Genomic DNA, 25,234 nt, shown 5'->3' with positions numbered 1-25,234 from the left:
ACGAACGATGAGCCGCACCGGACCGGTCAGCGCGGGGCTGGGCCTGGGCGCGGTCGGCGGTTTCGCCGGCAGTCCGCTCAGGGAACGGAGTGCTTTGACAGCCGCCCGTGACGGGGCGGGCGAAGGAAGCGAGGAACAGCCTTCATGGGGCGTCGGCTCGTACCGCTCACGCTGGACAACCTTCAGGATCTTCCCCAGCGCTGCCGCTCGTGCGTCTTCTGGGAGTTGGACCCAGTCAGCGGCGAAGCAGCGGTAAGAGCAGGTACGGCCGCGCTGGAGAAGGAGTCCTGGATCTCAGCCGTGCTCCTGGACTGGGGATCGTGCGGCCGGGTGGTGTACGTCGATGACGTGCCGGTGGGCTTCGTGCTCTACGCCCCTCCCGCTTACGTCCCCCGCTCCACGGCGTTTCCCACGAGCCCCGTCTCGCCGGATGCGGTGCAGTTGATGACCGGCTTCATCATGCCGGGCTATCAGGGGCAGGGCCTGGGACGCGTGATGGTGCAGACGGTCGCCAAGGACCTTCTGCGACGAGGCTTCAAGGCGATCGAGGCGTTCGGCGACGCCCACTGGAAGGAACCGGCCTGCGTGCTGCCGGCCGACCATCTTCTGGCCGTGGGCTTCAAGACGGTCAGGCAGCATCCCACCTATCCACGGATGCGGCTGGAGCTGCGAACGACGCTCTCCTGGAAGGAAGACGTGGAGATGGCCTTGGACCGGCTCTTGGGAGCCGTGCAGAAGGAACCGGCGCTGCGTCCCTTGTGACACGCGGCCGCTGTCATGCGAATGGGCCAGCCCGTCCGGGCTGGCCCATTCGTGTTTCACGTGAAACATGCGCCGCCGACCGCTCGGCGGCGCGCCCGACTAGTCGGCGATGAAGTCCTCGAGGTCGCGGACGATCGCGGCCTTCGGCTTGGCGCCGACGATGGTCTTGGCGACCTCGCCGTTCTCGTAGACGTTCAGCGTCGGGATCGACATGACGCCGTACTTTGCCGCCGTTTCCGGGTTCTCGTCGATGTTGAGCTTGACGATCTCGATCTTGTCGCCGTATTCCGCGGCGATCGCCTCGAGGGACGGCGCGATCTGGCGGCACGGACCGCACCAGGCGGCCCAGAAGTCCACCAGGACGGGCTTGTCGCTCTTGAGGACGTCCTCGTCGAAGGAGTCGTCGGTCACGTTCTTCAGGGTGCCGGCCACGGCGGGCTCCTTAACTGGTTGGTGCGTGGGGCGGACAGGGGTCAGACAGAGGTCTTCTCGGGCTCGGCCTTCTCCTCGTCCGCGAGGGCGGCGAGGTAACGCTCGGCGTCGAGGGCGGCGGAGCAACCCGTGCCGGCGGCGGTGATCGCCTGCCGGTAGGTGTGGTCGACCACGTCGCCGGCGCCGAAGACACCGGACAAGTTGGTGCGGGTCGAGGGGGAGGCGACCTTGAGGTAGCCCTCCTCGTCGAGGTCGAGCTGGCCCTTGAAGAGTTCGGTGCGCGGGTCGTGGCCGATCGCGATGAACAGGCCGGTGACCGCCAGGTCGGACAGCTCGCCCGTCTTGACGTTGCGCAGCTTCAGGCTCGCGAGCTTCGGGTCGCCGTGGATCTCGGCGACCTCGCTGTCCCACACGAACTTGATCTTCGGGTCGGCGAAGGCGCGCTCCTGCATCGCCTTGGAGGCGCGCAGGGTGTCCCGGCGGTGGACGATCGTCACGGACTTGGCGAAGCGGGAGAGGAAGGTGGCCTCCTCCATCGCGGTGTCGCCACCGCCGATCACGGCGATGTCCTGGTCCTTGAAGAAGAACCCGTCACAGGTGGCACACCAGGAGACGCCGCGTCCGGAGAGGGCGTCCTCGTTCGGCAGGCCGAGCTTGCGGTGCTGCGAGCCGGTGGTGACGATGACGGCCTTCGCCCGGTGCACGGTTCCGGAGGTGTCCGTGACGGTCTTGATCTCACCGGTGAGGTCGACGGAGACGACGTCGTCGGGGATGAGCTCGGCACCGAAGCGCTCGGCCTGGGCGCGCATGTTGTCCATGAGCTCGGGGCCCATGATGCCGTCCCGGAAACCGGGGAAGTTCTCCACCTCGGTGGTGTTCATCAGGGCGCCGCCGGCGGTGACGGCGCCCTCGAACACCAGCGGCTTCAACGACGCGCGCGCGGTGTAGAGCGCCGCCGTGTAGCCGGCGGGCCCGGAGCCGATGATGATCACGTTACGGACGTCGCTCACGGCTTGTTTCCTCGTCTCTGGACTGCGTCGTCGGACCGGTGGGAGAGCCGCTGGCTCGCTCTCACCCCACCCAACGGATCCTAAGGGGCGCGCATTCCCGCTGTGTCCGGGCACACGGAACCATGCACCGTACGGGATGCCACGCGGGCGGGAGACGAAGCGTCAGTCGGACGACCGGGTATAGGACTGCACCAGCAGAACGTCGGCCTTGGCGGACGACGGGTGGGTCACACACGTCGAGTCCACGATGTACGCGGTCACCTTCGTGCTGTCGGACGAGTCGGGCAGCACCACGAGCAAGGCGTCGACGCCCTTGTAGGTGCCTTCCTCGGTGGCCAGCGCCGGGTCGGTGCGACCGATGCCCTTCCGGACGCAGTCCGGGACCGTCGGCGTCCGGAGGAGCCTGGGCGACGCGATACCGGAACCATCCTGCACACCATGGCTGTGCGGGGCGCTGGAGCCGGTGTCCGAGCCCCGCTCCTTCGCCAGGAGGTCGGAGACGTGCTTCTCCAGCTTGCTCTGGGAAAAGGTGTCCGCCGCGGTGGTCTGCCGACCGTCGGCCTGCGTACCGGTCGACGCGTCGTCGTCCAGCGTCGTGACGAGGACTGAGCCGAGTCCCAGAGCGGCGACCGCGAAGACCGTACCGAGGACGGCGGCCCTGCGACGGCCGCTCCGCTTGCGGTCCATGCGGTCCATGCGGTCCTTGCGGCCCGGGCCGGTGGTCGAGACGCGGGCGCGACGCGTGGGGCGGTCGGTCGTGGGCGATGTTTCACGTGAAACACGCGTGCCGTCGTCCACGTCGGACAGTGAGCCGGAGCCGGTCGCCGGCTGCTGGGAGCCGGAGGTGCCGGGCGTCGTCGCGCTCAGCAGAGCCTCGGCCGCGAGGGCCGCGTCGATACGCCCGGCGACGTCGGCGGGCATGCGCGGCGGGCCGGGGAGGGAGCCGAGCAGGCCCCGGATCTCCTCCAGCGACGCGTAGACGTCGGTACACAGCTCGCAGTCGTCCAGATGCCGCCGTACCTCCGTGGTCCTGGCCGGCGGGAGTAGTCCTTCGGCGAGGTCGGAGATCTCGGCGATGTCCGGGTGCCCGGCACTGTCCTGCGTGGAAGTCACGCTCGCCCACCTCCGCCCTTCACAGCAGCTGAATCACTCGGCTCGGCGTCCGGCCCCGGGTCGCGGACACCGGCCGGCGGTCCCGCTGCGGGTGGGACGGATGTCCCGGGCGTCCGGTTCCGCCTCTGTCCGCGTTCGTCGCCGTCGTCGGCGCTTTCCGCCCGCAGATGGGTGAGCAGGGGCAGGAGTCTCGCCCTGCCTCGCGCGCAGCGGCTCTTCACCGTGCCGGTGGGGACGTCGAGCATGCGGGCGGCCTCGGCGACCGGGTAGCCCTGCATGTCGACGAGGACGAGGGCGGCACGCTGGTCGGGCGACAGAGTGCCGAGCGCTTCCAGCAGCTGGCGGTGGAGATCGTTGCGTTCCGCAGGGGCGGACGCCTCCTCGTGGGGCTCCAGCAGCTGCTCCAGCCGCTCGGGGTCGTCGACGGGCGACGTCTTGCGTGAGGCGGCCTTGCGGGCACGGTCGAGGCAGGCGTTCACCGTGATCCGGTGCAGCCAGGTCGTGACGGCCGACTGCCCGCGGAACGTGTGCGCGGCCCGGTAGGCGGAGACGAGGGCGTCCTGAACGGCGTCGGCGGCTTCCTCACGGTCGCCCAGCGTCCGCAGCGCCACGGCCCACAGACGGTCCCGATGACGCCGCACGAGCTCACCGAAGGCGTCGGGATCGCCTGCCACGTGACGGGCGAGGAGGTCCTGATCGCTTGCGTCGCCGTATGCGCTTCCATCTGCCATCGGCCCCCCTTCCCCTGCACGTACTTCTCAGCCGGTGAACTTCACTTCGGTGATGGCCTGCTTGTAACCGGCGTAGCTGAAGTTGGCGGAGTCATCACCGGAGTACGGCATCGCCGTGAGCCAGACCAGTACGTATCGGCTCGTCTTCGGCTTGGCGACAGTCACGCTTGCGGAGGTGCCGGTCGTCGTGACGGAGCCTAGCTTGGTCATCGAGCTGAGCGGGGTGGACGAATCCGGGGAGTTGGTCGCGTACAGCTCGACCGTCGTGTGATCGCCGCCGTACCGGAGTGAAAGCGTCGCGGTCGCCACCTTGTGGTCGGAACCGAGGTCATAGACGATGCCGACGCCCGGCTTGATCACTATCTTCGGGCCGTCCTTGAAGCTGTTGGTACGCCATCCGGTGGACGTGTCGCCGTCGTAGGTCTTGGCGACGTCGGCAGGGTGCTGGGCCTCGCCCGCGGCCACGTACTCCTGTGCGCCCCGAACGGCGATCGGCTTGAGCGGCTTCGTCTTGCCGTTCTTGTCGTTGCCGTCCGTCGTCTGGGTCTTGTTCGTGTCGTCGGACTTGTCGCCGTGGTCCATGAGGGCGTCCGCGAGCTGCCAGCTGCCCAGGCCCAGGGCGGCGATGAGGAGGGCCGAGACGGCCCACTTCAGCGCCTTGCCGGTACGGCTCTGCAGCGGGGCGGGCGGGGCCGGCACCGGCTGGGTGACGCCGGGGTGCGGCGCCGGGCGGCCGTAAGAGCCCTGCTGGTACGTCGTGCGCTGGTACTCCGGCGGCGCGGTGAACGCCGGCTCCGGCGGGCGGATGCGCGGCATCTCGCCGATCGCCTTCACCAGTTCCTCCGGCGTGGTGCACGGCGACTCGTGACGGGAGGCGGTCGCGCCGTCGTTGACGAGTGCGCGCATGGCCAGTTCGGACAGGCCGCGGTGGACACCGGCCCGCACCTGGTCGGGCGCGATCAGTCCAACGTCCTTGGGCAGCCCCGACAGGCCGTAGGCGTCGCTCTCGTACGGCCAGCGCTGGGTGAGCGCCGCATACAGAAGCGCGCCGACGGCCTCGGTGTCGGCGCGCTGCGGGCTCTCGGAGCTGATGCCCCGCAGCGCGGCGTTCACGGCGAGGCCGCGGATGCGCCACTGGCCACTGGAGGTGCGCAGGACCGCGTTGGGATTCAGCCGGAGATGGGCGAGGCCTTCACGGTGGGCGGCGGCCATGGCGGAGGCGATCTGGCTGACCATCTGGTAGGCGTCGTGCGGCTCCAGCGGGCCGGACGCGAGCAGCGTGGTCAGTTCGACGGCGTCGGGCAGCCACTCGTGGACGACGTAGACGAGGTCGTTCTCCTCGACGGCGTCCAGTACTTGGACGAAGCGGGGATCGCCGAGCAGCGCGGAGGAGCGGGCGGCGGCGAGGACGGCGCGGGCCCGCGAGTGGTCCGCGGGCAGGATGTGGACGCCCACGGCACGGCGCAGTTTCTCGTCCACCGCACGCCAACTGCTGAATCCGTCCAGACGGGTGACGCACTCCTCCAGCCGGTACCGTCTGGCCAGCTTGTGACCGCTGTGCAGCTCCGGCGGTGAGACCTTGCCGGGACCGTCGGTCCCCCTGCTCCCCTGTGCCTCGTCGATGTCCGTGTCCCACTCCCGGTTCTGGGCCACCCCGTCGGCCGTGGACTGGTCCGCCTGTGCGGTCAGCGGCTCATCGCCACTGTTGTCTGCCACGTCGACGGCAGCCGTGCTCCGTTCCGCCACCGTCGTTCCTGCCTCCCCATCCCATGCGCGCCGACCGACGTCCGTGCGCGCCGTCCGACGCCGAAACCAATTGTGCCCACAGTCCGCCTGTATGCACGACACACGACGGCGGACGATGGTTGTGCGCGTACCCCCGCCTCAGCGGCCCAGACGCCCGCGCACCATGCCGACCAGTGAGTTCAGTTCCTCGATGCGCATCCGCCGCGCCGCAAGGAAGAAGATGCCGAGCAGGACCGCCCCGCCGACCAGCAGCGCCGCGAACGAACCGGCCACGCCCTGGCCGAGCGTGTGGCCGATGGCGTAGCAGGCCGCGCCGCTGAGCAGCGCCGCGGGCACCGAGGCGATGCACAGCCGCGCGTACGTCCGCAGGACGCGGGCGCCGTCCAGGTCGCCGCCGAGGCGCTTGCGCAGCCGGTTCCAGGCGACGCCGACGCCGATGGCGTACGCCACGCCGTACGAGGCCGACATCCCGACCACGGCCCAGCGCGCCGGCAGCACGAAGTAGCAGACCACCGAGGCGCCCGCGTTGACCGCGGCGACGATGACCGTGTTGTAGAAGGGCGTCCGGGTGTCTTCGTAGGCGTAGAAGGCGCGCAGGACGACGTACTGCACGGAGTACGGAATCAGGCCGAGGGCGAAGGCCATCAGCATGAATCCCATGTTGGTGGCCTCCCTGGTGCCCGAGGAGCCGAAGATCAGCGTGCACATCGGGATACCGAGCGCGAGGAAGCCGAAGGCGACCGGCACGATGGCGACCGCCGTCGTCCGCAGGCCCTGGGAGATGTCGTCACGGACGGCGCCGGCGTCGCCCTCGGCCGCCGAGCGGGAGATGCGCGGCAGCAGGGCGGCCATCAGGGAGACGGTGATGATGGCCTGCGGCAGGCCCCAGATCAGCTGGGCGTTGGCGTAGGCGGCGAAGCCGGTGCCGTCGACCGGCGACGCCTTGCCGGCCGCCGTGGACAGCTGGGAGACGACGAGGGCGCCCGCCTGGTTGGCGAGGACGAAAAGGACCGTCCACTTGGCGAGCGTGGCCGCCTTGCCGAGGCCGTGGCCCTTCCAGTCGAAGCGCAGCCGCACCCGGAAGCCGGTCTCGCGCAGGTACGGGATCATGGCCAGGGCCTGGACCACGAGGCCGAGCAGCACGCCGATGCCGAGGAGGCGCTGGCCCTCCGGCGGGATGTTCGTGACCTCCATGCCGGAGTCCGCCGAGGTGCCGTACACCCAGATGAACGCGCCGAGCGTCACGATGATGACGATGTTGTTCAGGACCGGGGTCCACATCATCGCGCCGAACTTGCCGCGCGCGTTGAGGATCTGCCCCATGACCACATGGATGCCCATGAAGAAGATCGAGGGCAGGAAGTACTGGACGAAGGTGACGCCGACCTCGTTGGCCGCCGGGTCGCTGGCGACCGAGTCGGACAGCAGACGGATCAGAAGCGGCGCGGCGAAGATCGCCGCGGCGGTGAGCAGGCCCAGCGCCACCATCACGAGTGTCAGCAGGCGGTTGGCGTATGCCTCGCCGCCGTCCTCGTCCTCCTTCATGGCGCGCACCAGCTGCGGCACGAACACGGAGTTGAGGCCGCCGCCGACGGTCAGGATGTAGATCATCGTGGGCAGCTGGTAGGCGACCTGGAAGGTGTCGCCGAGCAGGCCGACGCCGAGGGCGGAGACGATCAGCGCGGAGCGGATGAAGCCCGTCAGGCGGGAGACCATCGTGCCCGCCGCCATCACGGCGCTCGACTTCAGCAGGCCCGACGCGCGGCCGCCCTTCTTGGCGGCGGGCGCGGGCGCGGGAGCCGGTGCGGGGGGCTCGGTGGCGGTGCCGAGGTTCATGGTCCGGTCGTCCGCCGGCACCGGGACCGCCACGGCCGGCTCCGGCCCGCGCGGGGGCGCGGCCGGGCCCGGCACCGCCCGGGCGTCTACCGGAAGCCGGGGCCCGCCGTCCTGCTGCTGGTCGCGGAAGAGATGGGCGAAGGCATCCGGCTGGTGGCGCTCCTCGCCGGCCTGGGTGACCAGGTCGTCGACGCCCACGTACTGCGTCGTCCGCGGATCGTCGCCGTAGGGCAGGTGCCGGCTGGGGCCGTCCGGCTCGGGGGCCGGGGTCTGCGCCCACACCCGCGGGTCGGGGGCGTGCGCCGACCTGGGCGGCTGCGAGTACAGCGGCTGCTGCGGCTCGTGCGTGCCCGCGGGCGGCGGAGGGTGCGCGGCGCGGTCGTAGAGCGCCTCGGCGACGGGGTCCTGCGCGGACAGCCTCTGCTCGCGGTACGGGTCCTGGTCGTAGGCGTCCTGGAGGTACATGTCGCCGGGGGACTGCGACGGTACCTGGCCGTGTTCGGGCGGCGGGCCCTCGGGGTGACCCGGGCTGCCCGCAGCCTGGCCGCGGTCACCGTCGTACGGCGCGTTCATGGTTACCCCACCTCATCGTCCCGGGCCCACCGGCCACGACATCCTCAACGGTCCACTCTCTCACCCGTGCCGGACGGGTCTGTGCTTTCCGCCGCGGTGTCCGGTGTCCGGTCACTCGGCTGGTCCGGGCCGTCCGCCCGGGCGCCGGTGCCGGTTTCCTTGTCAAGACGGTCCTCCGGGGTTCCGGGGTTCTCCGGGCCGTCAGCCGTCGGCGCCGCCTCGTCGGGACCGTCGTCCTCGGCCCCGCGGGCGGCGGCGCGCTTGCGCTGGGTGTACATGCGGAAGCCGGCGAGGACGAGCAGGAGGAAGCCGCCGCCGATGACGAGCATCACAGTGGCCGTGAACTCGGTGACCTTGACCTCGAACCTGACGGGTGCGCCGTACGCCTGGCCGTCCTCCGTGTACAGCTGGGCGATCACCGTGGCCTGGCCGTTGGCCCTGGCCGAGGTGGTGAACTTCACCGTCTGGCTGTGCCCGCCGGACACCGCGACGGGCTGCTCGTCGAAGGCGTCGCCGTCGATCTGCAGGCGGGTGGGGCTCGTCGAGCTGAGGCGCAGCACCAGGTGTCCGACGCCCTGCACCAGGTTGTTCTGCACGGTCACGGGGATCGTGGCGCTGTGTCCGGAGAGTTTGGTGTCGGACTTGTCGATCAGCTTGACCTGGCCGGTCAGGTCGTCGAGATGGGACTCCACGCTGCCGCGGAAGCTCTCCGCGGCGCGGGCGCGGCCGCGCCACGACGTGGACATCTCCCGGTTCATCGCCCGTCCGAAGGGGGTGACCACCCGGGACTGGTCGGTGAGGATCACCTTGAAGTTGTCGAGCTTGTCCTGTGTGGTCGCGGTCTGCAGGAACGCGGACCGCGGCAGCTCCTGTCGGCGCAGCGTCGAGGGGTAGTCGGACCTGGAGGGAATTCTCGTCGTGGCGCCCGGATCCGGCTTGGCGGCGGCGGCCGCGGCGAGTTCCTGGGACTCCGACCAGGTGCCGCTCTGGAGTGCGCTCAGCGCTTCGGCCATCGCGTGGGCCTGACGCACGGTCGGCATGCGCTGCGGGGCGACGACGACGCTGCGCGTCTTGTTCGACTGGGCGTTGAGGGCCAGGCTCAGGGCCAGGAACCGCTGCGTGGCCAGCGTGGTGCCGGAGGCCTTCGTCAGGTCGCCCTGGAACGCCGTGGACAGCCGGGCGTCGGCGACCACCGCGGTGGCGCCGCCCCCGATGGGGCGGGCCGCGGACGGCGTGTACGGCAGGCCGCCGGTCTCCTGGAGGCTGTCGCTGCGGGCGATGATCTTGTCGGCGCCGGCGGAGGTGGCCACCTTGACGATCGACGGGTCGACCGCGCCGTCCATGGGCCAGGCGAAGTCCGTGTTCGGCTTCACGTGGAGGATCGGCTCCACGGTGTTGGCGACGACGTCGGTCGCCTCCTTGAGGTGGCTGAGCGAGCCGGTGACGCTCGTGCCGTTGTGTGCGAGGGAGGCCAGGTCGGGATCCCCGAAGGGCAGTGCGACGACCTCCTTGCCGGCCACGGCCTTCTGCAGTTCGGCGAGCCACTGCTTGGCGACCGCCTGGTGCGTGCCGGCCCTGGGGGTACCGCTGCCGGTCTGGACCTTGTAGCTGCGGGTCATCGCGTCGACGGAGGCCAGCAGGTCGGGGTCGACCACCCAGGTGACGTCGAGGCCGGCGCCCAGCGACAGCATCTCGTCGAGGCGGCCTCCGGGCGAGATCTCCGCGGCCAGATCGTCGTTGAGGAAGACCGGCGTCTGCTGTTCGTTCGACCCCGTCTCCGCGGTCATGTGGACGGTGGACACGAGCGGCCACAGGAACGTCGTCCTGGTCTTGGCGGCGGCCTCGTCCGGCTTCCAGGGCAGGAAGGTCCGCCGGACGCCGAGGACCTGCTCCCAGGGCTGTGCGGAGGTCCGCCCGGACAGCGAGACCGTGAACTCGTAGACGCCGTCGGAGCCCAGGTCCAGTTTGTCGACCGGTACGGAGATGCTGAAGTGCTCGGCGACACCGGGGGCGAGTTCGGCGAACTTCTCCACGTACTTGCCGCCCACCTCCTGGCCGGCCGGTACCGGGACTTCGCCGCTGTTCTGGGCGGTGTTCTCGATGGCCGAGCGGGTGCGGAGCTTCGGGCCCACGCGCAGGCCCACATGGGCGCCGGTGACGGCCTGCTTGCCGCTGTTGGTGACCGTGCCGGTCACGGTCAGCGTGTCCCCGTCCTGGGGAAGGCTGGGGCTGAGCGAGTCGAGGGCGACGGCCACCGCGCCGGAGCCGGAAGCCTGCACCGCCGAGGTCGGTCCGGCGGCGTGTGCGGCGGCGGGCGACGGCAACTGCAGGAGCCCGGCGAGGAGAGGCGCCCCCGCGAGCAGGGATCCGGTGCGCCGCAGCCACCGGCGGGCAGGTGAGGAACTCATCCCCTGGAAGTCTGCCGCCTCGGCCACGCGCTCGCCCGTCCCTTGTCGTCGTCAGTGGTCGTCGGAATGTGCGTCCACGCATGGTAACGATGCCCGCTGAGGGGAAGTGCCGCGGACCACTCCACAAGATCGGGAAGCAGGGGGTCGGCCGACACGTATATAAGGACAAGAGCGGGTAGAGCAGCATTCCACCCTTTCATGCACTTCTTGGGCTGATATCAGATGGAATGTCCGTGCGCGTCGAATAGGGGCGCTCGCGGACGCCCGGGCCACGTACCCTCTTCTGTTGTGCCGAACGCCAACGAAGACTCTGCCAGCGCCGTGAACCAGGAGCTGCCCGCGATGAGCGAACCACTGCGGGTCGCCCCTGTAGCCGACGACCTCGCCCGCCGTTTCCAGGAGGCCGGGTTCTCGCTCGCCCTGGTCGGCGGTTCGGTCAGGGACGCGCTGCTCGGCCGGCTCGGCAACGACCTGGATTTCACGACCGACGCCCGCCCCGAGGACGTCCTGAAGATCGTCCGGCCGTGGGCGGACGCCGTGTGGGAGGTCGGCATCGCCTTCGGGACGGTGGGGGCCCAGAAGGACGGCTATCAGATCGAGGTGACGACCTACCGGTCGGAGGCCTACGACCGCACCTCGCGCAAGCCCGAGGTGTCGTACGGCGACTCCATCGACGAGGACCTCGTCCGGCGCGACTTCACCGTGAACGCGATGGCCCTCGCGCTGCCGGAACGGCGCTTCATCGACCCGTACGGCGGGCGCGACGACCTTGCCGCGCGGGCGCTGCGCACCCCGGGCACGCCCGAGGCGTCCTTCTCGGACGACCCGCTGCGCATGATGCGGGCCGCGCGTTTCGCCGCACAGCTCGACTTCGAGGTGGCTCCCGAGGTGGTGGCGGCCATGAAGGAGATGGCCGGCCGCATCGAGATCGTCTCGGCCGAGCGGGTGCGGGAGGAGCTGAACAAGCTGATCCTGTCGGCGCACCCGCGCAAGGGGCTGACGCTGCTGGTGGACACCGGCCTCGCCGACCACGTGCTGCCCGAGCTGCCGGCGCTGCGTCTGGAGAGCGACGAACATCATCGCCACAAGGACGTCTACGAGCACACCCTGATCGTCCTGGAGCAGGCGATCGCGCTGGAGCGGAATGGACCCGACCTGGCACTCCGCCTGGCCGCCCTCCTGCATGACATCGGCAAGCCGCGCACGCGCCGGTTCGAGAAGGACGGCCGGGTCTCCTTCCACCACCACGAAGTGGTCGGCGCCAAGATGACCAAGAAGCGGATGACGGCCCTCAAGTACTCCAACGAGCTGGTCAAGGACGTCTCGCGCCTGGTCGAACTCCACCTGCGTTTCCACGGATACGGCACGGGCGAGTGGACGGACTCCGCGGTTCGCCGTTACGTCCGTGACGCCGGCCCGCTCCTCGACCGGCTCCACAAGCTGACCCGCTCGGACTGTACGACGCGCAACAAGCGGAAGGCCGCGGCGCTCTCCCGCGCCTACGACGGACTGGAGGAGCGCATCGCCCACCTTCAGGAGCAGGAAGAGCTCGACGCGATCCGCCCGGACCTCGACGGTAACCAGATCATGGAGGTCCTGGGCGTCGGCCCCGGCCCCGCTGTCGGCCGCGCCTACAAACACCTGCTGGAGCTCCGCCTGGAGAACGGTCCGATGGAGCACGACGCGGCGGTGGCGGCCCTCAAGGAATGGTGGGCCGAGCAGGGCTGAGGTGAGGGACGGGTCATGTTTCACGTGAAACATGACGCCGGAACGTCAAAGGGGTGGTGTTTCACGTGAAACACCGCCCCTCCGCGCATCCGGGTTACTTCTTGTAGTCCTTCAGGCAGAGCAGGAAGTCAGTGCCGTCGCCGGACTCGGTGTACGAGTACTGGAAGTCCTTGGCCTTCTCCGTGCACTTGCTCTCGGCCGTGAGCGCGGAGTACGTGCCCTCGATCTTTGCGAGCACGACGTACTGGGCCTTCGCCGAGCTGCACTCGACGACCTCGAGGTCCGGGTTGTTGTCGTCGGTGCTGCCGCGGTGCATGCAGTCGCCGACGGCGGCCGTGTTGGCGTCGTCGCGGCTGGCTATGTAACCGCCGATGGCCACGCCGAGAACGGCGACGACGATGACGATGTTCTTGATCGTCTTGAAGCCGATCTTGCGGCTGGGCTGCGGCGGCACCGGGGCGTAGGGCGCGGCACCGGGCTGGGGGAACCCGGGCTGGCCCGGCTGCTGCGGGTAGCCGCCCTGGGGCGGGTACGGGGCCTGGCCCTGAGGCTGGTCGTAGGGCTGCTGGCCCTGGGCGAACGGGTTCTGGCCCTGAGGCGGAGTAGTCACTTGGGGGTCCCCCTGAAAGCATGGGTACGTGTCGCGTAAGACGCGAGTAAGACCCACGTAAGCTACCGGCCCCCACTGACAACGCTGTAGCCGATAAGAACTCTGTGGCTTTGATGTGACACTTACCGGCGCTCATAGCGGGCCATAGCGGCAGCAACCGATCCGTACGTCACGGCGACCATGACGACCAGGAAAGCCGAGCGGCCGTCAGGCGGCAGAACCAGGGCGGCCGTTCCCGCCGCGCCGACGAAGGCCACGTTGAACAGCACGTCGTAGACGGAGAAGACGCGGCCCCGGAAGGCGTCGTCGACCGAGGACTGCACGATCGTGTCCGTGGCGATCTTCGCGCTCTGAGTCGTCAGTCCCAGGACGAACGCCGCTGCCAGCATGGGAGTTCTGGCGAACGGGAGGCCGAGGGCGGGCTCCAGAAGCGCGGCGGCCGCGGCGCAGGTGACGATCCACCAGCCCGGCCCGAGACGTCCCGCGGCCCACGGTGTCACGACGGCCGCCGCGAAGAAACCGGCGCCGGACACCCCCAGCGCCAGCCCCAGCAGGGCGAGTCCGCTTTCGGTGGTGGAGGTGAAGGCGTACCGGCACAGCATCAGCAGCATGACCAGCAGCGCGCCGTAGCAGAAGCGCATGAGCGTCATGGTCATCAGCGCCCAGGCGGCCTCCCGGCGCGGCGGGGCGGCGAGATGACGCACACCCGCCACCAGGTCACGGGCGCTGCCGCCGAGCGCCGTCAGCAGCCGGGGCCGCACCAGCTCTGGTTCCGGTCCCAGCTCGTCCGGTGCGATACGCAGCGACGCGAGGGCCGCGCACAGGTACAGGGACGCCCCCAGCAGCACCACGGCGGCGTCGCTGTGCGCGAATGCCAGCCGTACCAGGAAGGCGAGTCCGCCGCCCGCGGTCGCGGCGAGCGTACCGGCGGTCGGGGAGAGGGAGTTGGCCACCACGAGGCGTTCCTCGTCGACGACGCGCGGCAGTGCGGCGGACAGGCCCGCCAGGATGAAGCGGTTGACGCCGGTGACGCACAGGGCGGAGACGTAGAACAGCCAGTCCGGGGCGTGGCCGACCATCAGCAGTGCAGTCGCCGACGCCATCACCGCGCGGATCAGGTTGCCGTGGAGGAAGACCTGCCGTCGGCGCCAGCGGTCCAGCAGGACGCCGGCGAAGGGGCCCACCAGGGAGTAGGGAAGCAGCAGGACCGCCATCGCGGAGGCGATCGCGGCGGCCGAGGTCTGTCTCTCCGGCGAGAAGACCACGTAGGCGGCGAGCGCGACCTGGTAGACGCCGTCGGCGCCCTGCGACAGCAGTCGCACGGCGAGCAGGCGCCGGAAGTTCCTGAAGCGCAGAAGGGTGCGCAGGTCACGGACGACGGCCATGGAGCACAGCCTCACACACGGAGGGTCCCCGGGGCTTACGACCCGGGGACCCTCAGGCCCTGGCAGGAGCGGTCTCAGTGCGTGCTCAGCGGTCGACCTCGCCGCGGATGAACTTCTCGACGTTCTCGCGGGCCTCGTCGTCGAAGTACTGGACCGGCGGGGACTTCATGAAGTACGAGGACGCGGACAGGATCGGGCCGCCGATGCCGCGGTCCTTGGCGATCTTCGCGGCGCGCAGGGCGTCGATGATGACGCCGGCGGAGTTCGGGGAGTCCCAGACCTCGAGCTTGTACTCGAGGTTCAGCGGGACGTCACCGAAGGCGCGGCCCTCGAGGCGGACGTACGCCCACTTGCGGTCGTCGAGCCAGGCGACGTAGTCGGACGGGCCGATGTGGACGTTCTTCTCACCGAGGTCCCGGTCGGGGATCTGGGAGGTGACGGCCTGCGTCTTGGAGATCTTCTTGGACTCCAGGCGCTCGCGCTCGAGCATGTTCTTGAAGTCCATGTTGCCGCCGACGTTCAGCTGCATCGTGCGGTCCAGGATCACACCGCGGTCCTCGAACAGCTTCGCCATGACGCGGTGCGTGATGGTGGCGCCGACCTGGGACTTGATGTCGTCGCCGACGATCGGCACGCCCGCCTCGGTGAACTTGTCCGCCCATTCCTTGGTGCCGGCGATGAAGACCGGAAGGGCGTTGACGAAGGCGACCTTGGCGTCGATGGCGCACTGGGCGTAGAACTTCGCCGCGTCCTCGGAGCCCACGGGCAGGTAGCAGACCAGAACGTCGACCTGCTTGTCCTTGAGGATCTGCACGACGTCGACCGGCTCGGCGTCGGACTCCTCGATGGTGAGGCGGTAGTACTTGCCGAGGCCGTCGAGGGTGTGGCCGCGCTGGACCGTGACGCCGGTGTGCGGCACGTCGCAGATCTTGATGGTGTTGTTCTCCGACGCGCCGATCGCGTCCGCGAGGTCGAGGCCGACCTTCTTCGCGTCGACGTCGAACGCGGCGACGAACTCGACGTCACGGACGTGGTAGTCACCGAACTGCACGTGCATCAGGCCGGGGACCTTGGACGCCGGGTCGGCGTCCTTGTAGTACTCGACTCCCTGCACCAGCGACGCGGCGCAGTTGCCCACGCCGACGATGGCTACGCGAACCGAACCCATTCCGGTTGCTCCCTGTGTGTACGAGTGAGGTCCTGAGTGGACCGTCACGTGGCGGTGTCGCCGGGCGTATCCGGCCCGGGGGTGTCCCCGGGCCGGGGCAGGCCGCCCGGCGCTCCAGATGTGGTGTCCTGCTGAGCGGACCCCCCGGACGCGGAACCGCTGAGGTCCCGCCCGGCCCGCTCGCTCTCGATGAGCTCGTTCAGCCAGCGCACTTCGCGCTCCACGGACTCCATCCCGTGGCGCTGGAGCTCGAGTGTGTAGTCGTCGAGGCGCTCCCGGGTGCGCGCCAGGGAGGCGCGCATCCTCTCCAGCCGCTCCTCCAGCCGGCTGCGGCGGCCCTCGAGCACGCGCATGCGTACGTCGCGCGACGTCTGCCCGAAGAAGGCGAAACGGGCGGCGAAGTGCTCGTCCTCGTAGGCGTCGGGGCCGGTCTGCGAGAGCAGTTCCTCGAAGTGCTCCTTACCTTCCGCCGTCAACCGGTAGACGATCTTGGCGCGACGTCCCGCGAGCGGAGCGGCGAGGGCGTCCTCGGTGGTGGTCCCCGGCTCCTCGATCAACCAGCCGTTCGCGACCAGCGTCTTGAGGCAGGGGTACAGCGTCCCGTAGCTGAACGCCCGGAACACTCCCAGTGACGTATTGAGCCGTTTGCGCAGCTCATAGCCGTGCATCGGGGATTCGCGGAGCAGGCCGAGTACGGCGAACTCGAGGATGCCGGAACGTCGGCTCATCCTCTCGCCCCCTCGTCTTATCTCGCGCTGATGTATCGACCCGATACATCACGACGATAGAACGGCCGCCCGGATGCGACAAGTGGGGAAACGGTGAACGGGGTCACATCACTTATTCATCCGGGGCAAGTTGCCTGTTTTGAGGTGAACTTCTGTGCTCGGTGGGTTTTGGCGGTGCGTAGTCTGTGCGCCATGCACACCACCGGGAACCGAGTGACGCGAGGGGGCGTCATCGTCCTCGGTGCAGTACGGGTGAATGAGCGACCGACCACATCCGTACTTCGGGGGGACCGGAAACCAGCCGCCGTTGACAGGCGCGCAAGGGTGCGCCTGCCCGAGGAGTAGTCGTTCGATGAGCGAGCACCGTCGCAAACCGCCGCAGCCGCAGGGAGGCGGACGTGCCGCGGCCCGACGTGGCCAGTCCGGCTCGTCCTCCGGCCGCCGTGCGGCACCGCGAGGCGCCACCGGGTCTCCTTCCGACGCGTACGGGTCGGATCCCTACGGGCCGGGAGGCGAGGAGCGGTCGTACGGAGGCCGCGCCGAGGCCCGGCGCGCGGTACAGAGAAACGGGGGCGGCCGCCGCAGAGCGCCCGAACCCGGCCGCGCGGGCCGGCGCGGGGCACCCGGTGGCCCGAGCGGGCCGCCGGGACGAGGCCGCGGGCGCGCCGCCGTCCCCGACAAGAAGCGTCTGATCGACTACCCGCGCGCGGGCAAGTACGGCGCGGCGCGCTGGATGCCGTCCTGGAAGCTGGTGACCGGCCTCTTCATCGCCTTCTTCGGCGGCATGGTGGCGGTCGCCGGCGTGGGTTACGCCCTCGTGGGCATCCCCGACGTCGCCAAGACGGCCACGGCGCAGAACAACGTCTACTACTGGTCCGACGGCTCCGAGATGGTCGCCACCGGTGGCGAGACCAACCGCCAGATCGTCAACCTCTCGCAGATTCCCGAGGCGATGCGGTTCGCCGTCATCTCCCAGGAGAACAAGACCTTCTACACCGACAGCGGCATCGACCCCAAGGGCATCGCCCGCGCCGTGTTCAACATGGCCAGGGGCGGTGAGACGCAGGGCGGCTCCACCATCACTCAGCAGTACGTGAAGAACGCGATGCTGAACGACCAGTCGCAGACCCTCTCCCGGAAGTTCAAGGAGATCTTCGTCTCGATCAAGGTGGGCGCCGAGGTGAAGAAGGACGCCATCATGGCCGGCTACCTGAACTCCGCGTACTACGGGCGCAACGCCTACGGGATCCAGGCCGCCGCGCGGGCGTACTTCAACAAGGACGCCGTCGACCTGAACGAGGGCGAATGCGCCTTCCTGGCGGCGATGCTGAAGGGCGCCACGTACTACGACCCGGCGGGCGCGACGTCCATCGACCCGGCCGCCACGCCCCAGGCCAACAGCAGGCGCGCCTTGGTCCAGATGCAGGACACACTCGACAAGATGGTCGAGTACAAACACCTCGACGCCGCGACGCGGGCGAAGTACACCAAGCTTCCCAAGGTGCAGAACCCGCGGTCGAACACCGCCCTCAGCGGCCAGGTCGGCTACCTCGTCGACCTCGCCAAGGCCTACATCATCAACAACACGGACATCACCGCCGACGACCTGCAGCAGGGCGGCTACTCGATCTACACGACCTTCGACAAGAAGAAGGTCAAGGCGCTCGAGACGGCGGTCAAGAACGTCCGGAAGGCCAACATCAAGCCCAAGCTTCGCCCGGACACGGACACCCACGTCCAGTTCGGCGGGGCGTCCGTGGACCCGGACACCGGGGCGATCAAGGCCATCTACGGCGGTGAGGACGCCACCAAGCACTTCACCAACAACGCCGACGTCACCGGCGCCCAGGTCGGTTCGACCTTCAAGCCGTTCGTGCTCGCCGCAGCCATGAAGTGGGGTGTGCGGGACCCCGACCTCGGGACCGAGCAGGCGCAGGACGAGCGCACCCAGGTCTCCCCCAAGAGTCTGTACAGCGGCAAGAACAAGCTGAAGATCAAGGATTACGACGGGACGGTCTGGAAGAACGAGAAGGGCGAGGAGTGGCTGCAGACCAACGACGGCAACCAGTCGCTCGGCAGCCCGCCCGACTACCGGATCGACCTTCGTGAGGCGATGCGGGAGTCGGTGAACTCCGCCTTCGTGCAGCTCGGTATGGACGTCGGGCTGGACAAGGTGAAGGAGGCGGCCGTCGACGCCGGCATCAAGGCGGACAGCCTGACCGGCACCAGCTTCCCGTCGTTCTCGATCGGTATCTCCGACCCGAGCGCGATCCGGATGGCGGGGGCGTACGCCACCTTCGCCGCCAGCGGCGAGCAGCGTGACCCGTACTCCGTGCAGAAGGTCACCAGCAGCGACGGCACCGTCTACAACCACAAGGTCCAGAGCAAGCAGGCGTTCACCGCGGCGGTCGCAGACAACGTCACGGACGTCCTGAAGACCGTGGTCGAAAAGGGCACGGGTACCAACGCCCAGCTGCCCGGCCGCGAGGTCGCCGGCAAGACCGGTACCACCGACGGCAACAAGTCGGCCTGGTTCGTGGGCTACACCCCGCAGCTGTCGACGTCGATCACGATGTTCCGGTACGACGACGACGAGACCAAGAAGAACCGCACCTTCGAGAAGATGTACGGAACCGGCGGCCAGGAGAAGATCCACGGTGCCTCGTTCCCGGCCGAGATCTGGCACGACTACATGGCGGAGGCGCTGAAGGGCACGCCGGCGAAGGCCTTCCCGACGCCCGAGCCCATCGGCGAGGTGGTCAACGACGTTCCGAGCCCGACGCCCACGCCGACGGTCAGCGACACGCCGGAGGCCAGCCCGACGCCGAGCCCGACGCCGAGCGAGACGCTGACGAGCCCGTCACCGTCGCCGAGCGACTCCTGCAAGTTCGGCTGGCAGTGCAACGACACCGGCGGGACGAACACCGGTGGCACGGACGGAGGCGTGACCTCGTCGCCGACGCCCACGGACACCTCCGGAACCGGCAACAACAGAGGCAACGGCAACGGCGGCATCTTCGGTTGACGGACCGGGCCACCGCCAAAACGCCCAGCACGGATGTTTCACGTGAAACGAGCACATGTTTCACGTGAAACGCAAAACAGGGCCGCCGCACCTGAACAGGTGCGGCGGCCCTCGGCGTATTCCCAGGCACGTACGGCAGGATGTGCGGCATGCCCAGTGCAGAATCGACGCAAGCGAGCGCGCACGAGCCGGACCCGGTGCTGCCGACCAGGGAGGACGAGGTCGCCCGCTCCGGCAGCGAGCTGATCGGCGGCCCCCTCGGGCGGCGCGCCCTGCTCGGGACGTCCTGGTGGACGCCCGTCCGGGTCGTCGTGCTGGTCGCGATCGGCATGTTCGCCCTCGGCCTGATCCAGAAGGCGCCCTGCTACAACGGTGCCTGGTTCTACGGCGCCAGCTCCCAGTACACGAAGGCCTGCTACTCGGACATCCCGCACCTGTACCAGGGGCGGGGCTTCGCCGAAGGGCTTGTGCCGTACTTCGACAAGCTCTCCGGCGACATGCCGTACCTCGAGTACCCGGTGCTGACCGGCGTGTTCATGGAGGTTGCCGCGTGGCTCACGCCGGGCAGCGGCAGCATCCAGGACCAGGAGCAGTGGTACTGGATGGTCAACGCCGGGATGCTGATGGTCTGCGCGGCCGTCATCGCCGTCAGCGTGACCCGTACGCACGCCCGGCGGCCGTGGGACGGCCTGCTGCTCGCCCTGGCTCCCGCCTTCGTGCTGACCGCCACCATCAACTGGGACCTGCTGGCGGTCGCCCTGACGGCGGCGGCGATGCTCATGTGGTCGCGGGGCCGCTCCCTGGCTTTCGGCGTCCTCCTGGGGCTCGCCACGGCCGCCAAGCTGTACCCCGTGTTCCTGCTGTGGCCGCTGTTCCTGCTGTGCTGGCGGGCGGGCAGGTGGCGGGAGTTCGGCCGGGGCCTGGGCGGGGCGGTCGTCTCCTGGCTCGTGGTGAACCTGCCGGTGATGCTGTTCGCCTGGGACGGCTGGGTGCAGTTCTACCGGTTCAGCCATGACCGGGGCGTGGACTTCGGGTCCTTCTGGCTGATCATGGCCCAGAACTCGACCGACCCGCTGACCACCGACACGGTCAACAACCTGGCCACGGCGCTGGTGCTGCTGTGCGGCGTGGGCATCGCGGTGCTCACCATGACGGCGCCCCGCCGGCCGCGCTTCGCCCAGCTCGCGTTCCTGATCGTCGCGGCGTTCATCCTCACCAACAAGGTCTACTCCCCGCAGTACGTCCTGTGGCTGGTGCCGCTCGCCGTGCTGGCGCGGCCGAAATGGCGGGACTTCCTGATCTGGCAGGCCTGCGAGGTCGTGTACTACCTGGGCATCTGGATGTACCTCGCCTACACGACCAGCGGCGATGCCCACAAGGGCCTGCCCCAGGAGGGCTACCACTGGGCCATCGCCGTCCACCTGCTGGGCACCCTGTACCTGTGCGTCGTGGTGGTCCGCGACATCCTCATGCCGGAACGGGACCCGGTGCGCCGCGCCGGTGACGACGACCCCTCGGGGGGCGTGCTCGACGGAGCGGAGGACGTCTTCGTCCTCGGCGTCGCGGCCCGCGCCCGCCGCGGGCACGTCCCCTCCATCGACGGGCCGCACGTGGAGTGGGGCTCCCGAGGGGCGGCGTCCCCGACGGACGGGCTCTGAGCGAGCGGGCCGCAGGCAAGGCGGAGCACGGCGAAGGCCGGACCCGGAGGAGTTCCGGGTCCGGCCTTCGCCGTGCGGGCGGCGTGCCGCTCAGACGTCCACGAGCCGGTCGTACTGCGTGGTGGTGTGCCGCAGATGGGCCACCAGCTCGTCACCCACCTTCGGCTCGGGGGCGTCCGCGGGCACGAACAGGATGGAGACCTGCATGTGCGGCGGCTCGGCGAACCAGCGCTGCTTGCCGCCCCAGACGAACGGGGAAAGGTTCCGGTTGACCGTCGCCAGGCCGGCCCGGGCGACGCCCTTGGCACGCGGCATGACGCCGTGCAGCGCCTTGGGGGCCTCCAGACCCACCCCGTGCGACGTACCGCCCGCCACGACCACCAGGAAGCCGTCCGAGGCCGCCTTCTGCTGCCGGTAGCCGAAGCGGTCGCCCTTGGCGACACGGGTGACGTCCAGGACCGCTCCGCGGTACTCCGTGGCCTCGTGGTCGCCCAGCCACAGCCGCGTGCCGATCCGGGCGCGGAAGCGGGTCTGCGGGAACTGCTGCTGCAGCCGCGTCAGCTCCTCCGCCTTCAGGTGGCTGACGAACATCGTGTGCAGCGGCAGCCGGGCCGCCCGCAGGCGGTCCATCCAGCCGATGACCTCCTCGACGGCGTCCGAGCCGTCGGTCCGGTCCAGCGGCAGGTGGATGGCGAAGCCCTCGAGGCGGACGTTCTCTATGGCGGAGTGCAGCTGCGGCAGGTCCTGCTCGCTCACACCATGGCGCTTCATCGAGGACATCACCTCGATCACCACGCGGGCCCCCACCAGGCCGTACACGCCGTCGACGGACGACACCGAGCGCACCACCCGGTCGGGCAGCGGCACGGGCTCCTCGCCGCGCCGGTACGGCGTCAGCACCAGCAGGTCCCCGCTGAAGAAGTCCTTGATGCGCGCGGCCTCGTACGTCGTGCCGACGGCGAGGATGTCCGCGCCCAGCCGCGTCGCCTCCTCCGCCAGCCGCTCGTGCCCGAAGCCGTAGCCGTTGCCCTTGCAGACCGGGACGAGCCCCGGGAACTGCTCCTGCACGTGCTTGTGGTGCGCCCGCCAGCGCGCGGTGTCGACGTAGAGCGTGAGCGCCATGGCCGGACCTGGAACCTTTCTCGTGGCTGCGGTGTGTCAGAGGTATGGAATCACTGAACGTGACGTCAGCGGCGCGACATGTAGATGTCGAGCGCCTTGTGGAGCAGCTTGTTCAGCGGGAAGTCCCACTCGCCGAGGTACTCGGCGGCCTGTCCGCCCGTGCCCACCTTGAACTGGATCAGGCCGAAGAGGTGGTCGGACTCGTCCAGCGAGTCGGAGATGCCCCGCAGGTCGTAGACGGTCGCGCCCAGCGCGTAGGCGTCCCGCAGCATCCGCCACTGCATCGCGTTCGAGGGCCGGACCTCACGGCCGATGTTGTCGGAGGCGCCGTAGGAGTACCAGACGTGCCCGCCGACGATCAGCATCGTCGCGGCCGACAGGTTCACGCCGTTGTGCCGGGCGAAGTACAGCCGCATGCGGTTGGGGTCCTCGGTGTTGAGGGCCGTCCACATGCGCTGGAAGTACGACAGCGGGCGGGGCCGGAAGTGGTCGCGCACGGCCGTGATCTCGTACAGCCGCTGCCACTCCTCCAGGTCCTGGTAACCACCCTGGACGACCTCGACGCCGGCCTTCTCGGCCTTCTTGATGTTGCGGCGCCACAGCTGGTTGAAGTTCTTGTGGACCTCTTCCAGGGAGCGGTTGGCCAGCGGCACCTGGTAGACGTAGCGGGGCTGGACGTCGCCGAAGCCGGCGCCGCCGTCCTCGCCCTGCTGCCAGCCCATCCGGCGCAGCTTGTCGGCGACCTCGAAGGCGCGCGGCTCGATGAAGTCGGCCTCGACGTCGCGCAGACGCTTCACGTCCGGGTCCTGGATGCCGGCCTTGATGGAGTTGGCCTCCCAGCGCCGGATGATCACCGGCGGGCCCATCTTCACCGAGAACGCGCCCTGCTGCTTGAGGTGCGCGAGCATCGGTTCCAGCCAGTCGGTGAGATTCGGCGCGAACCAGTTGATGACCGGGCCCTCGGGCAGATAGGCGAGGTAGCGCTTGATCTTCGGCAGCTGCCGGTAGAGGACGAGGCCGACGCCGACCAGTTCGCCGGTCTTCCCGTCGAACCAGCCGAGATTCTCCGAGCGCCACTCCGCCTTGACGTCAGCCCAGGCCGGAACCTGCATGTGGCTCGCCGACGGCAGGCTCTGGATGTACGCCAGATGCTGCTCGCGACTGATCGTCCTCAGGGTCAGGCTCATTCGGGGCGCTCCTCGGGCTGGTGTGTCCCCATGGGTACAGGGGCTCCGGCTCTCGCGCGAAGCCTACTGCGCCTTACGAGCGCCCCGACTGGGCATACGGAAGCCGCGCCGGGCCTGCGGGCCGCCGGGGCGGCCCGCAGGGTGCTGTGCGACGTCCTGTGGACGGTGTCCGCGGCGTCAGCCGACGACCCCGCCGAAGAGGCCGCCGTGCGCCATGCCGAGGAAGAACCCGACCGCGGAGGCACCGAGTCCCAGAACGAACCCGAAGCGCTCGCGGGTCGTCACCGAGATCCACTGCCCGTACGCGCCCGTGAGGACGCCGACCAGGCCGGTCCACGAGCTGAGCAGGTGCAGACTGCCGAAGAAGCCCGTCACGAACGCGAGCACTCCGAGCACCCCGGTCACCGCGAGCAGGGTGTCCTGGAGCGGATGGGGCTTGCCGTCCGTGGCGAAGAGGCCTCCGACGGTGTTGGGTCGCATTGCCTGTGCCATGTGGGCACCTCCTGCGGAAGACGGCGCACCGTAGCGCCATACACACCCGATGTGTACAGAGTGACGGTCCCGGAGGCCGGATTTCAACCGGAAGCCGCCCTGCAGGTACTCTGTACCTTCTGCACGGTGTCTGCCCATGTCACGGCAGGGTCTTTCGCGAAGGGCCCCGATTGTCAGTGGCGGCCTATACCGTTGCGTACGCATCACAACCCTCCTGCCACGGAACGACCGTGGCCGCTGAGTCCAAAGGAGGTGGGTTCCACATGCGTCACTACGAGGTGATGGTCATCCTCGACCCCGATCTCGAGGAGCGCGCTGTCTCCCCGCTGATCGAGAACTTCCTCTCCGTCGTCCGTGAGGGCAACGGAAAGGTGGAGAAGGTCGACACCTGGGGCCGTCGTCGGCTCGCGTACGAGATCAAGAAGAAGCCCGAGGGCATCTACTCGGTCATCGACCTGCAGGCCGAGCCTGCGGTCGTCAAGGAGCTCGACCGCCAGATGAACCTGAACGAGTCGGTCCTCCGGACCAAGGTCCTCCGTCCCGAGACCCACTGAGCCCTTCCGCTCAGCTGATCCCGGGATTCGAGTAGCAGCACCAAGCAGCCAGCAGCAAACCCGCCGAGAGGTTCCCCCATGGCAGGCGAGACCGTCATCACGGTCGTCGGCAATCTTGTCGACGACCCCGAGCTGCGCTTCACCCCCTCCGGTGCGGCGGTCGCGAAGTTCCGTGTCGCGTCCACTCCCCGCACCTTCGACCGCCAGACGAACGAGTGGAAGGACGGCGAGAGCCTCTTCCTGACCTGCTCCGTCTGGCGTCAGGCGGCGGAGAACGTCGCCGAGTCGCTCCAGCGAGGCATGCGCGTCATCGTGCAGGGCCGGCTGAAGCAGCGGTCCTACGAGGACCGTGAGGGCGTCAAGCGCACGGTCTACGAACTGGACGTCGAGGAAGTCGGCGCCAGCCTGCGCAACGCCACGGCCAAGGTCACCAAGACCACCGGCCGCGGTGGCCAGGGTGGTTACGGCGGCGGTGGCGGTGGCGGCCAGGGTGGCGGCGGCTGGGGCGGTGGCCCCGGTGGCGGCCAGCAGGGCGGCGGAGCTCCCGCCGACGACCCGTGGGCGACCGGCGCTCCCGCCGGCGGCAACCAGGGCGGCGGCTGGGGTGGAAACTCCGGCGGCGGCGGTGGCGGCTACTCGGACGAGCCCCCCTTCTAGGCCTCCGGCCGAGGGGCGGGTCGTACCCACACTTCTTGATCACACAGGAGAAACACCATGGCGAAGCCGCCTGTGCGCAAGCCGAAGAAGAAGGTCTGCGCTTTCTGCAAGGACAAGGTCACGTACGTGGACTACAAGGACACGAACATGCTGCGGAAGTTCATTTCCGACCGCGGCAAGATCCGTGCCCGCCGCGTGACCGGCAACTGCACGCAGCACCAGCGTGACGTCGCCACGGCCGTCAAGAACAGCCGTGAGATGGCGCTGCTGCCCTACACGTCCACCGCGCGCTAAAGAAAGGGTGACCTA

Annotated in this window: 21 protein-coding genes; 7 read left to right on the top strand and 14 right to left on the bottom strand. The window is 69.3% G+C overall.

The window, feature by feature from the left end; translation table 11 throughout:
- Positions 1 to 144: 144 nt before the first annotated feature.
- Positions 145 to 762: a GNAT family N-acetyltransferase gene (locus tag AB0G63_RS24435; protein WP_360753890.1), complete on the top strand. Its 618-nt coding sequence runs from the start codon at positions 145 to 147 to the stop codon at positions 760 to 762.
- 99 nt (positions 763 to 861) lie between these two features.
- Here AB0G63_RS24435 and trxA read toward each other — a convergent pair whose 3' ends face one another.
- From trxA to AB0G63_RS24400, 7 genes are all read right to left on the bottom strand, one after another.
- Positions 862 to 1,194 carry a thioredoxin gene (gene trxA, locus AB0G63_RS24430; RefSeq protein ID WP_360753887.1) on the bottom strand — a complete coding sequence of 111 codons (333 nt, stop codon included), beginning with the start codon at positions 1,192 to 1,194 and terminating at the stop codon, positions 862 to 864.
- Positions 1,195 to 1,235: 41 nt separating this feature from the next.
- A complete protein-coding gene (trxB, locus tag AB0G63_RS24425) occupies positions 1,236 to 2,204 on the bottom strand; it encodes a thioredoxin-disulfide reductase (protein ID WP_360753885.1) in 969 nt (322 codons plus the stop codon).
- A gap of 162 nt (positions 2,205 to 2,366) precedes the next feature.
- The gene (locus AB0G63_RS24420) at positions 2,367 to 3,317 is read right to left on the bottom strand and encodes a hypothetical protein (protein WP_360753883.1); all 951 of its coding nucleotides are present in this window, start codon (positions 3,315 to 3,317) and stop codon (positions 2,367 to 2,369) included.
- Positions 3,314 to 4,048 (bottom strand): RNA polymerase sigma factor SigM, encoded by a 735-nt coding sequence (sigM, locus tag AB0G63_RS24415; RefSeq protein ID WP_360753880.1) that lies wholly within the window; start codon positions 4,046 to 4,048, stop codon positions 3,314 to 3,316. The genes AB0G63_RS24420 and sigM overlap by 4 nt, the downstream gene beginning before the upstream one ends.
- Before the next feature lie 27 nt (positions 4,049 to 4,075).
- The gene (locus AB0G63_RS24410) at positions 4,076 to 5,794 is read right to left on the bottom strand and encodes a serine/threonine protein kinase (RefSeq protein WP_360753877.1); all 1,719 of its coding nucleotides are present in this window, start codon (positions 5,792 to 5,794) and stop codon (positions 4,076 to 4,078) included.
- A 138-nt stretch (positions 5,795 to 5,932) separates the two neighbouring features.
- Complete coding sequence (gene murJ / locus AB0G63_RS24405) at positions 5,933 to 8,203, bottom strand: murein biosynthesis integral membrane protein MurJ (protein WP_360753874.1); 2,271 nt, start codon at positions 8,201 to 8,203, stop codon at positions 5,933 to 5,935.
- Between the two features lie 44 nt (positions 8,204 to 8,247).
- Positions 8,248 to 10,638: a DUF6049 family protein gene (locus AB0G63_RS24400; protein WP_360753872.1), complete on the bottom strand. Its 2,391-nt coding sequence runs from the start codon at positions 10,636 to 10,638 to the stop codon at positions 8,248 to 8,250.
- A gap of 261 nt (positions 10,639 to 10,899) precedes the next feature.
- On the opposite strand from AB0G63_RS24400, the gene AB0G63_RS24395 reads away from it, so the two are divergent.
- Positions 10,900 to 12,339: a CCA tRNA nucleotidyltransferase gene (locus tag AB0G63_RS24395; RefSeq protein ID WP_360753869.1), complete on the top strand. Its 1,440-nt coding sequence runs from the start codon at positions 10,900 to 10,902 to the stop codon at positions 12,337 to 12,339.
- Between the two features lie 94 nt (positions 12,340 to 12,433).
- On the opposite strand, the gene AB0G63_RS24390 is transcribed toward AB0G63_RS24395, so the two are convergent.
- The 4 genes from AB0G63_RS24390 to AB0G63_RS24375 form a co-directional block, all read right to left on the bottom strand.
- Positions 12,434 to 12,949 carry a hypothetical protein gene (locus AB0G63_RS24390; protein WP_360753866.1) on the bottom strand — a complete coding sequence of 172 codons (516 nt, stop codon included), beginning with the start codon at positions 12,947 to 12,949 and terminating at the stop codon, positions 12,434 to 12,436.
- 122 nt (positions 12,950 to 13,071) lie between these two features.
- Positions 13,072 to 14,334: an MFS transporter gene (locus AB0G63_RS24385; RefSeq protein WP_360753864.1), complete on the bottom strand. Its 1,263-nt coding sequence runs from the start codon at positions 14,332 to 14,334 to the stop codon at positions 13,072 to 13,074.
- 85 nt (positions 14,335 to 14,419) lie between these two features.
- On the bottom strand, positions 14,420 to 15,502 hold the full coding sequence (locus AB0G63_RS24380) for an inositol-3-phosphate synthase (protein WP_324790112.1): 1,083 nt from the start codon (positions 15,500 to 15,502) through the stop codon (positions 14,420 to 14,422).
- Positions 15,503 to 15,546: 44 nt separating this feature from the next.
- Positions 15,547 to 16,230 (bottom strand): helix-turn-helix transcriptional regulator, encoded by a 684-nt coding sequence (locus tag AB0G63_RS24375; RefSeq protein WP_360753860.1) that lies wholly within the window; start codon positions 16,228 to 16,230, stop codon positions 15,547 to 15,549.
- A 352-nt stretch (positions 16,231 to 16,582) separates the two neighbouring features.
- On the opposite strand from AB0G63_RS24375, the gene AB0G63_RS24370 reads away from it, so the two are divergent.
- Complete coding sequence (locus AB0G63_RS24370) at positions 16,583 to 19,255, top strand: transglycosylase domain-containing protein (RefSeq protein ID WP_360753857.1); 2,673 nt, start codon at positions 16,583 to 16,585, stop codon at positions 19,253 to 19,255.
- Between the two features lie 149 nt (positions 19,256 to 19,404).
- Entirely contained in the window at positions 19,405 to 20,913 is a 1,509-nt protein-coding gene (locus AB0G63_RS24365; RefSeq protein ID WP_360753855.1) for a glycosyltransferase 87 family protein, read from the top strand.
- 90 nt (positions 20,914 to 21,003) lie between these two features.
- Here the strand turns inward: AB0G63_RS24365 and AB0G63_RS24360 are convergent, their stop codons facing one another.
- The 3 genes from AB0G63_RS24360 to AB0G63_RS24350 form a co-directional block, all read right to left on the bottom strand.
- Complete coding sequence (locus AB0G63_RS24360) at positions 21,004 to 22,035, bottom strand: alanine racemase (protein ID WP_324790116.1); 1,032 nt, start codon at positions 22,033 to 22,035, stop codon at positions 21,004 to 21,006.
- A 65-nt stretch (positions 22,036 to 22,100) separates the two neighbouring features.
- Entirely contained in the window at positions 22,101 to 23,222 is a 1,122-nt protein-coding gene (femX, locus tag AB0G63_RS24355) for a peptidoglycan bridge formation glycyltransferase FemX (protein WP_360753852.1), read from the bottom strand.
- Between the two features lie 177 nt (positions 23,223 to 23,399).
- Positions 23,400 to 23,714 (bottom strand): hypothetical protein, encoded by a 315-nt coding sequence (locus AB0G63_RS24350; protein ID WP_360753850.1) that lies wholly within the window; start codon positions 23,712 to 23,714, stop codon positions 23,400 to 23,402.
- Positions 23,715 to 23,977: 263 nt separating this feature from the next.
- On the opposite strand from AB0G63_RS24350, the gene rpsF reads away from it, so the two are divergent.
- The 3 genes from rpsF (at position 23,978) to rpsR (ending at position 25,219) form a co-directional block, all read left to right on the top strand.
- On the top strand, positions 23,978 to 24,268 hold the full coding sequence (gene rpsF / locus AB0G63_RS24345; protein ID WP_004950685.1) for a 30S ribosomal protein S6: 291 nt from the start codon (positions 23,978 to 23,980) through the stop codon (positions 24,266 to 24,268).
- Positions 24,269 to 24,346: 78 nt separating this feature from the next.
- Positions 24,347 to 24,925 carry a single-stranded DNA-binding protein gene (locus AB0G63_RS24340; protein WP_324790119.1) on the top strand — a complete coding sequence of 193 codons (579 nt, stop codon included), beginning with the start codon at positions 24,347 to 24,349 and terminating at the stop codon, positions 24,923 to 24,925.
- 57 nt (positions 24,926 to 24,982) lie between these two features.
- On the top strand, positions 24,983 to 25,219 hold the full coding sequence (gene rpsR, locus AB0G63_RS24335) for a 30S ribosomal protein S18 (protein ID WP_003949403.1): 237 nt from the start codon (positions 24,983 to 24,985) through the stop codon (positions 25,217 to 25,219).
- The last annotated feature ends 15 nt before the right edge of the window (positions 25,220 to 25,234 follow it).

The sequence above is a fragment of the Streptomyces sp. NPDC020996 genome (assembly GCF_040641355.1).
Taxonomy (GTDB): domain Bacteria; phylum Actinomycetota; class Actinomycetes; order Streptomycetales; family Streptomycetaceae; genus Streptomyces.
This window is presented reverse-complemented; position numbering and strand designations above follow the sequence as displayed.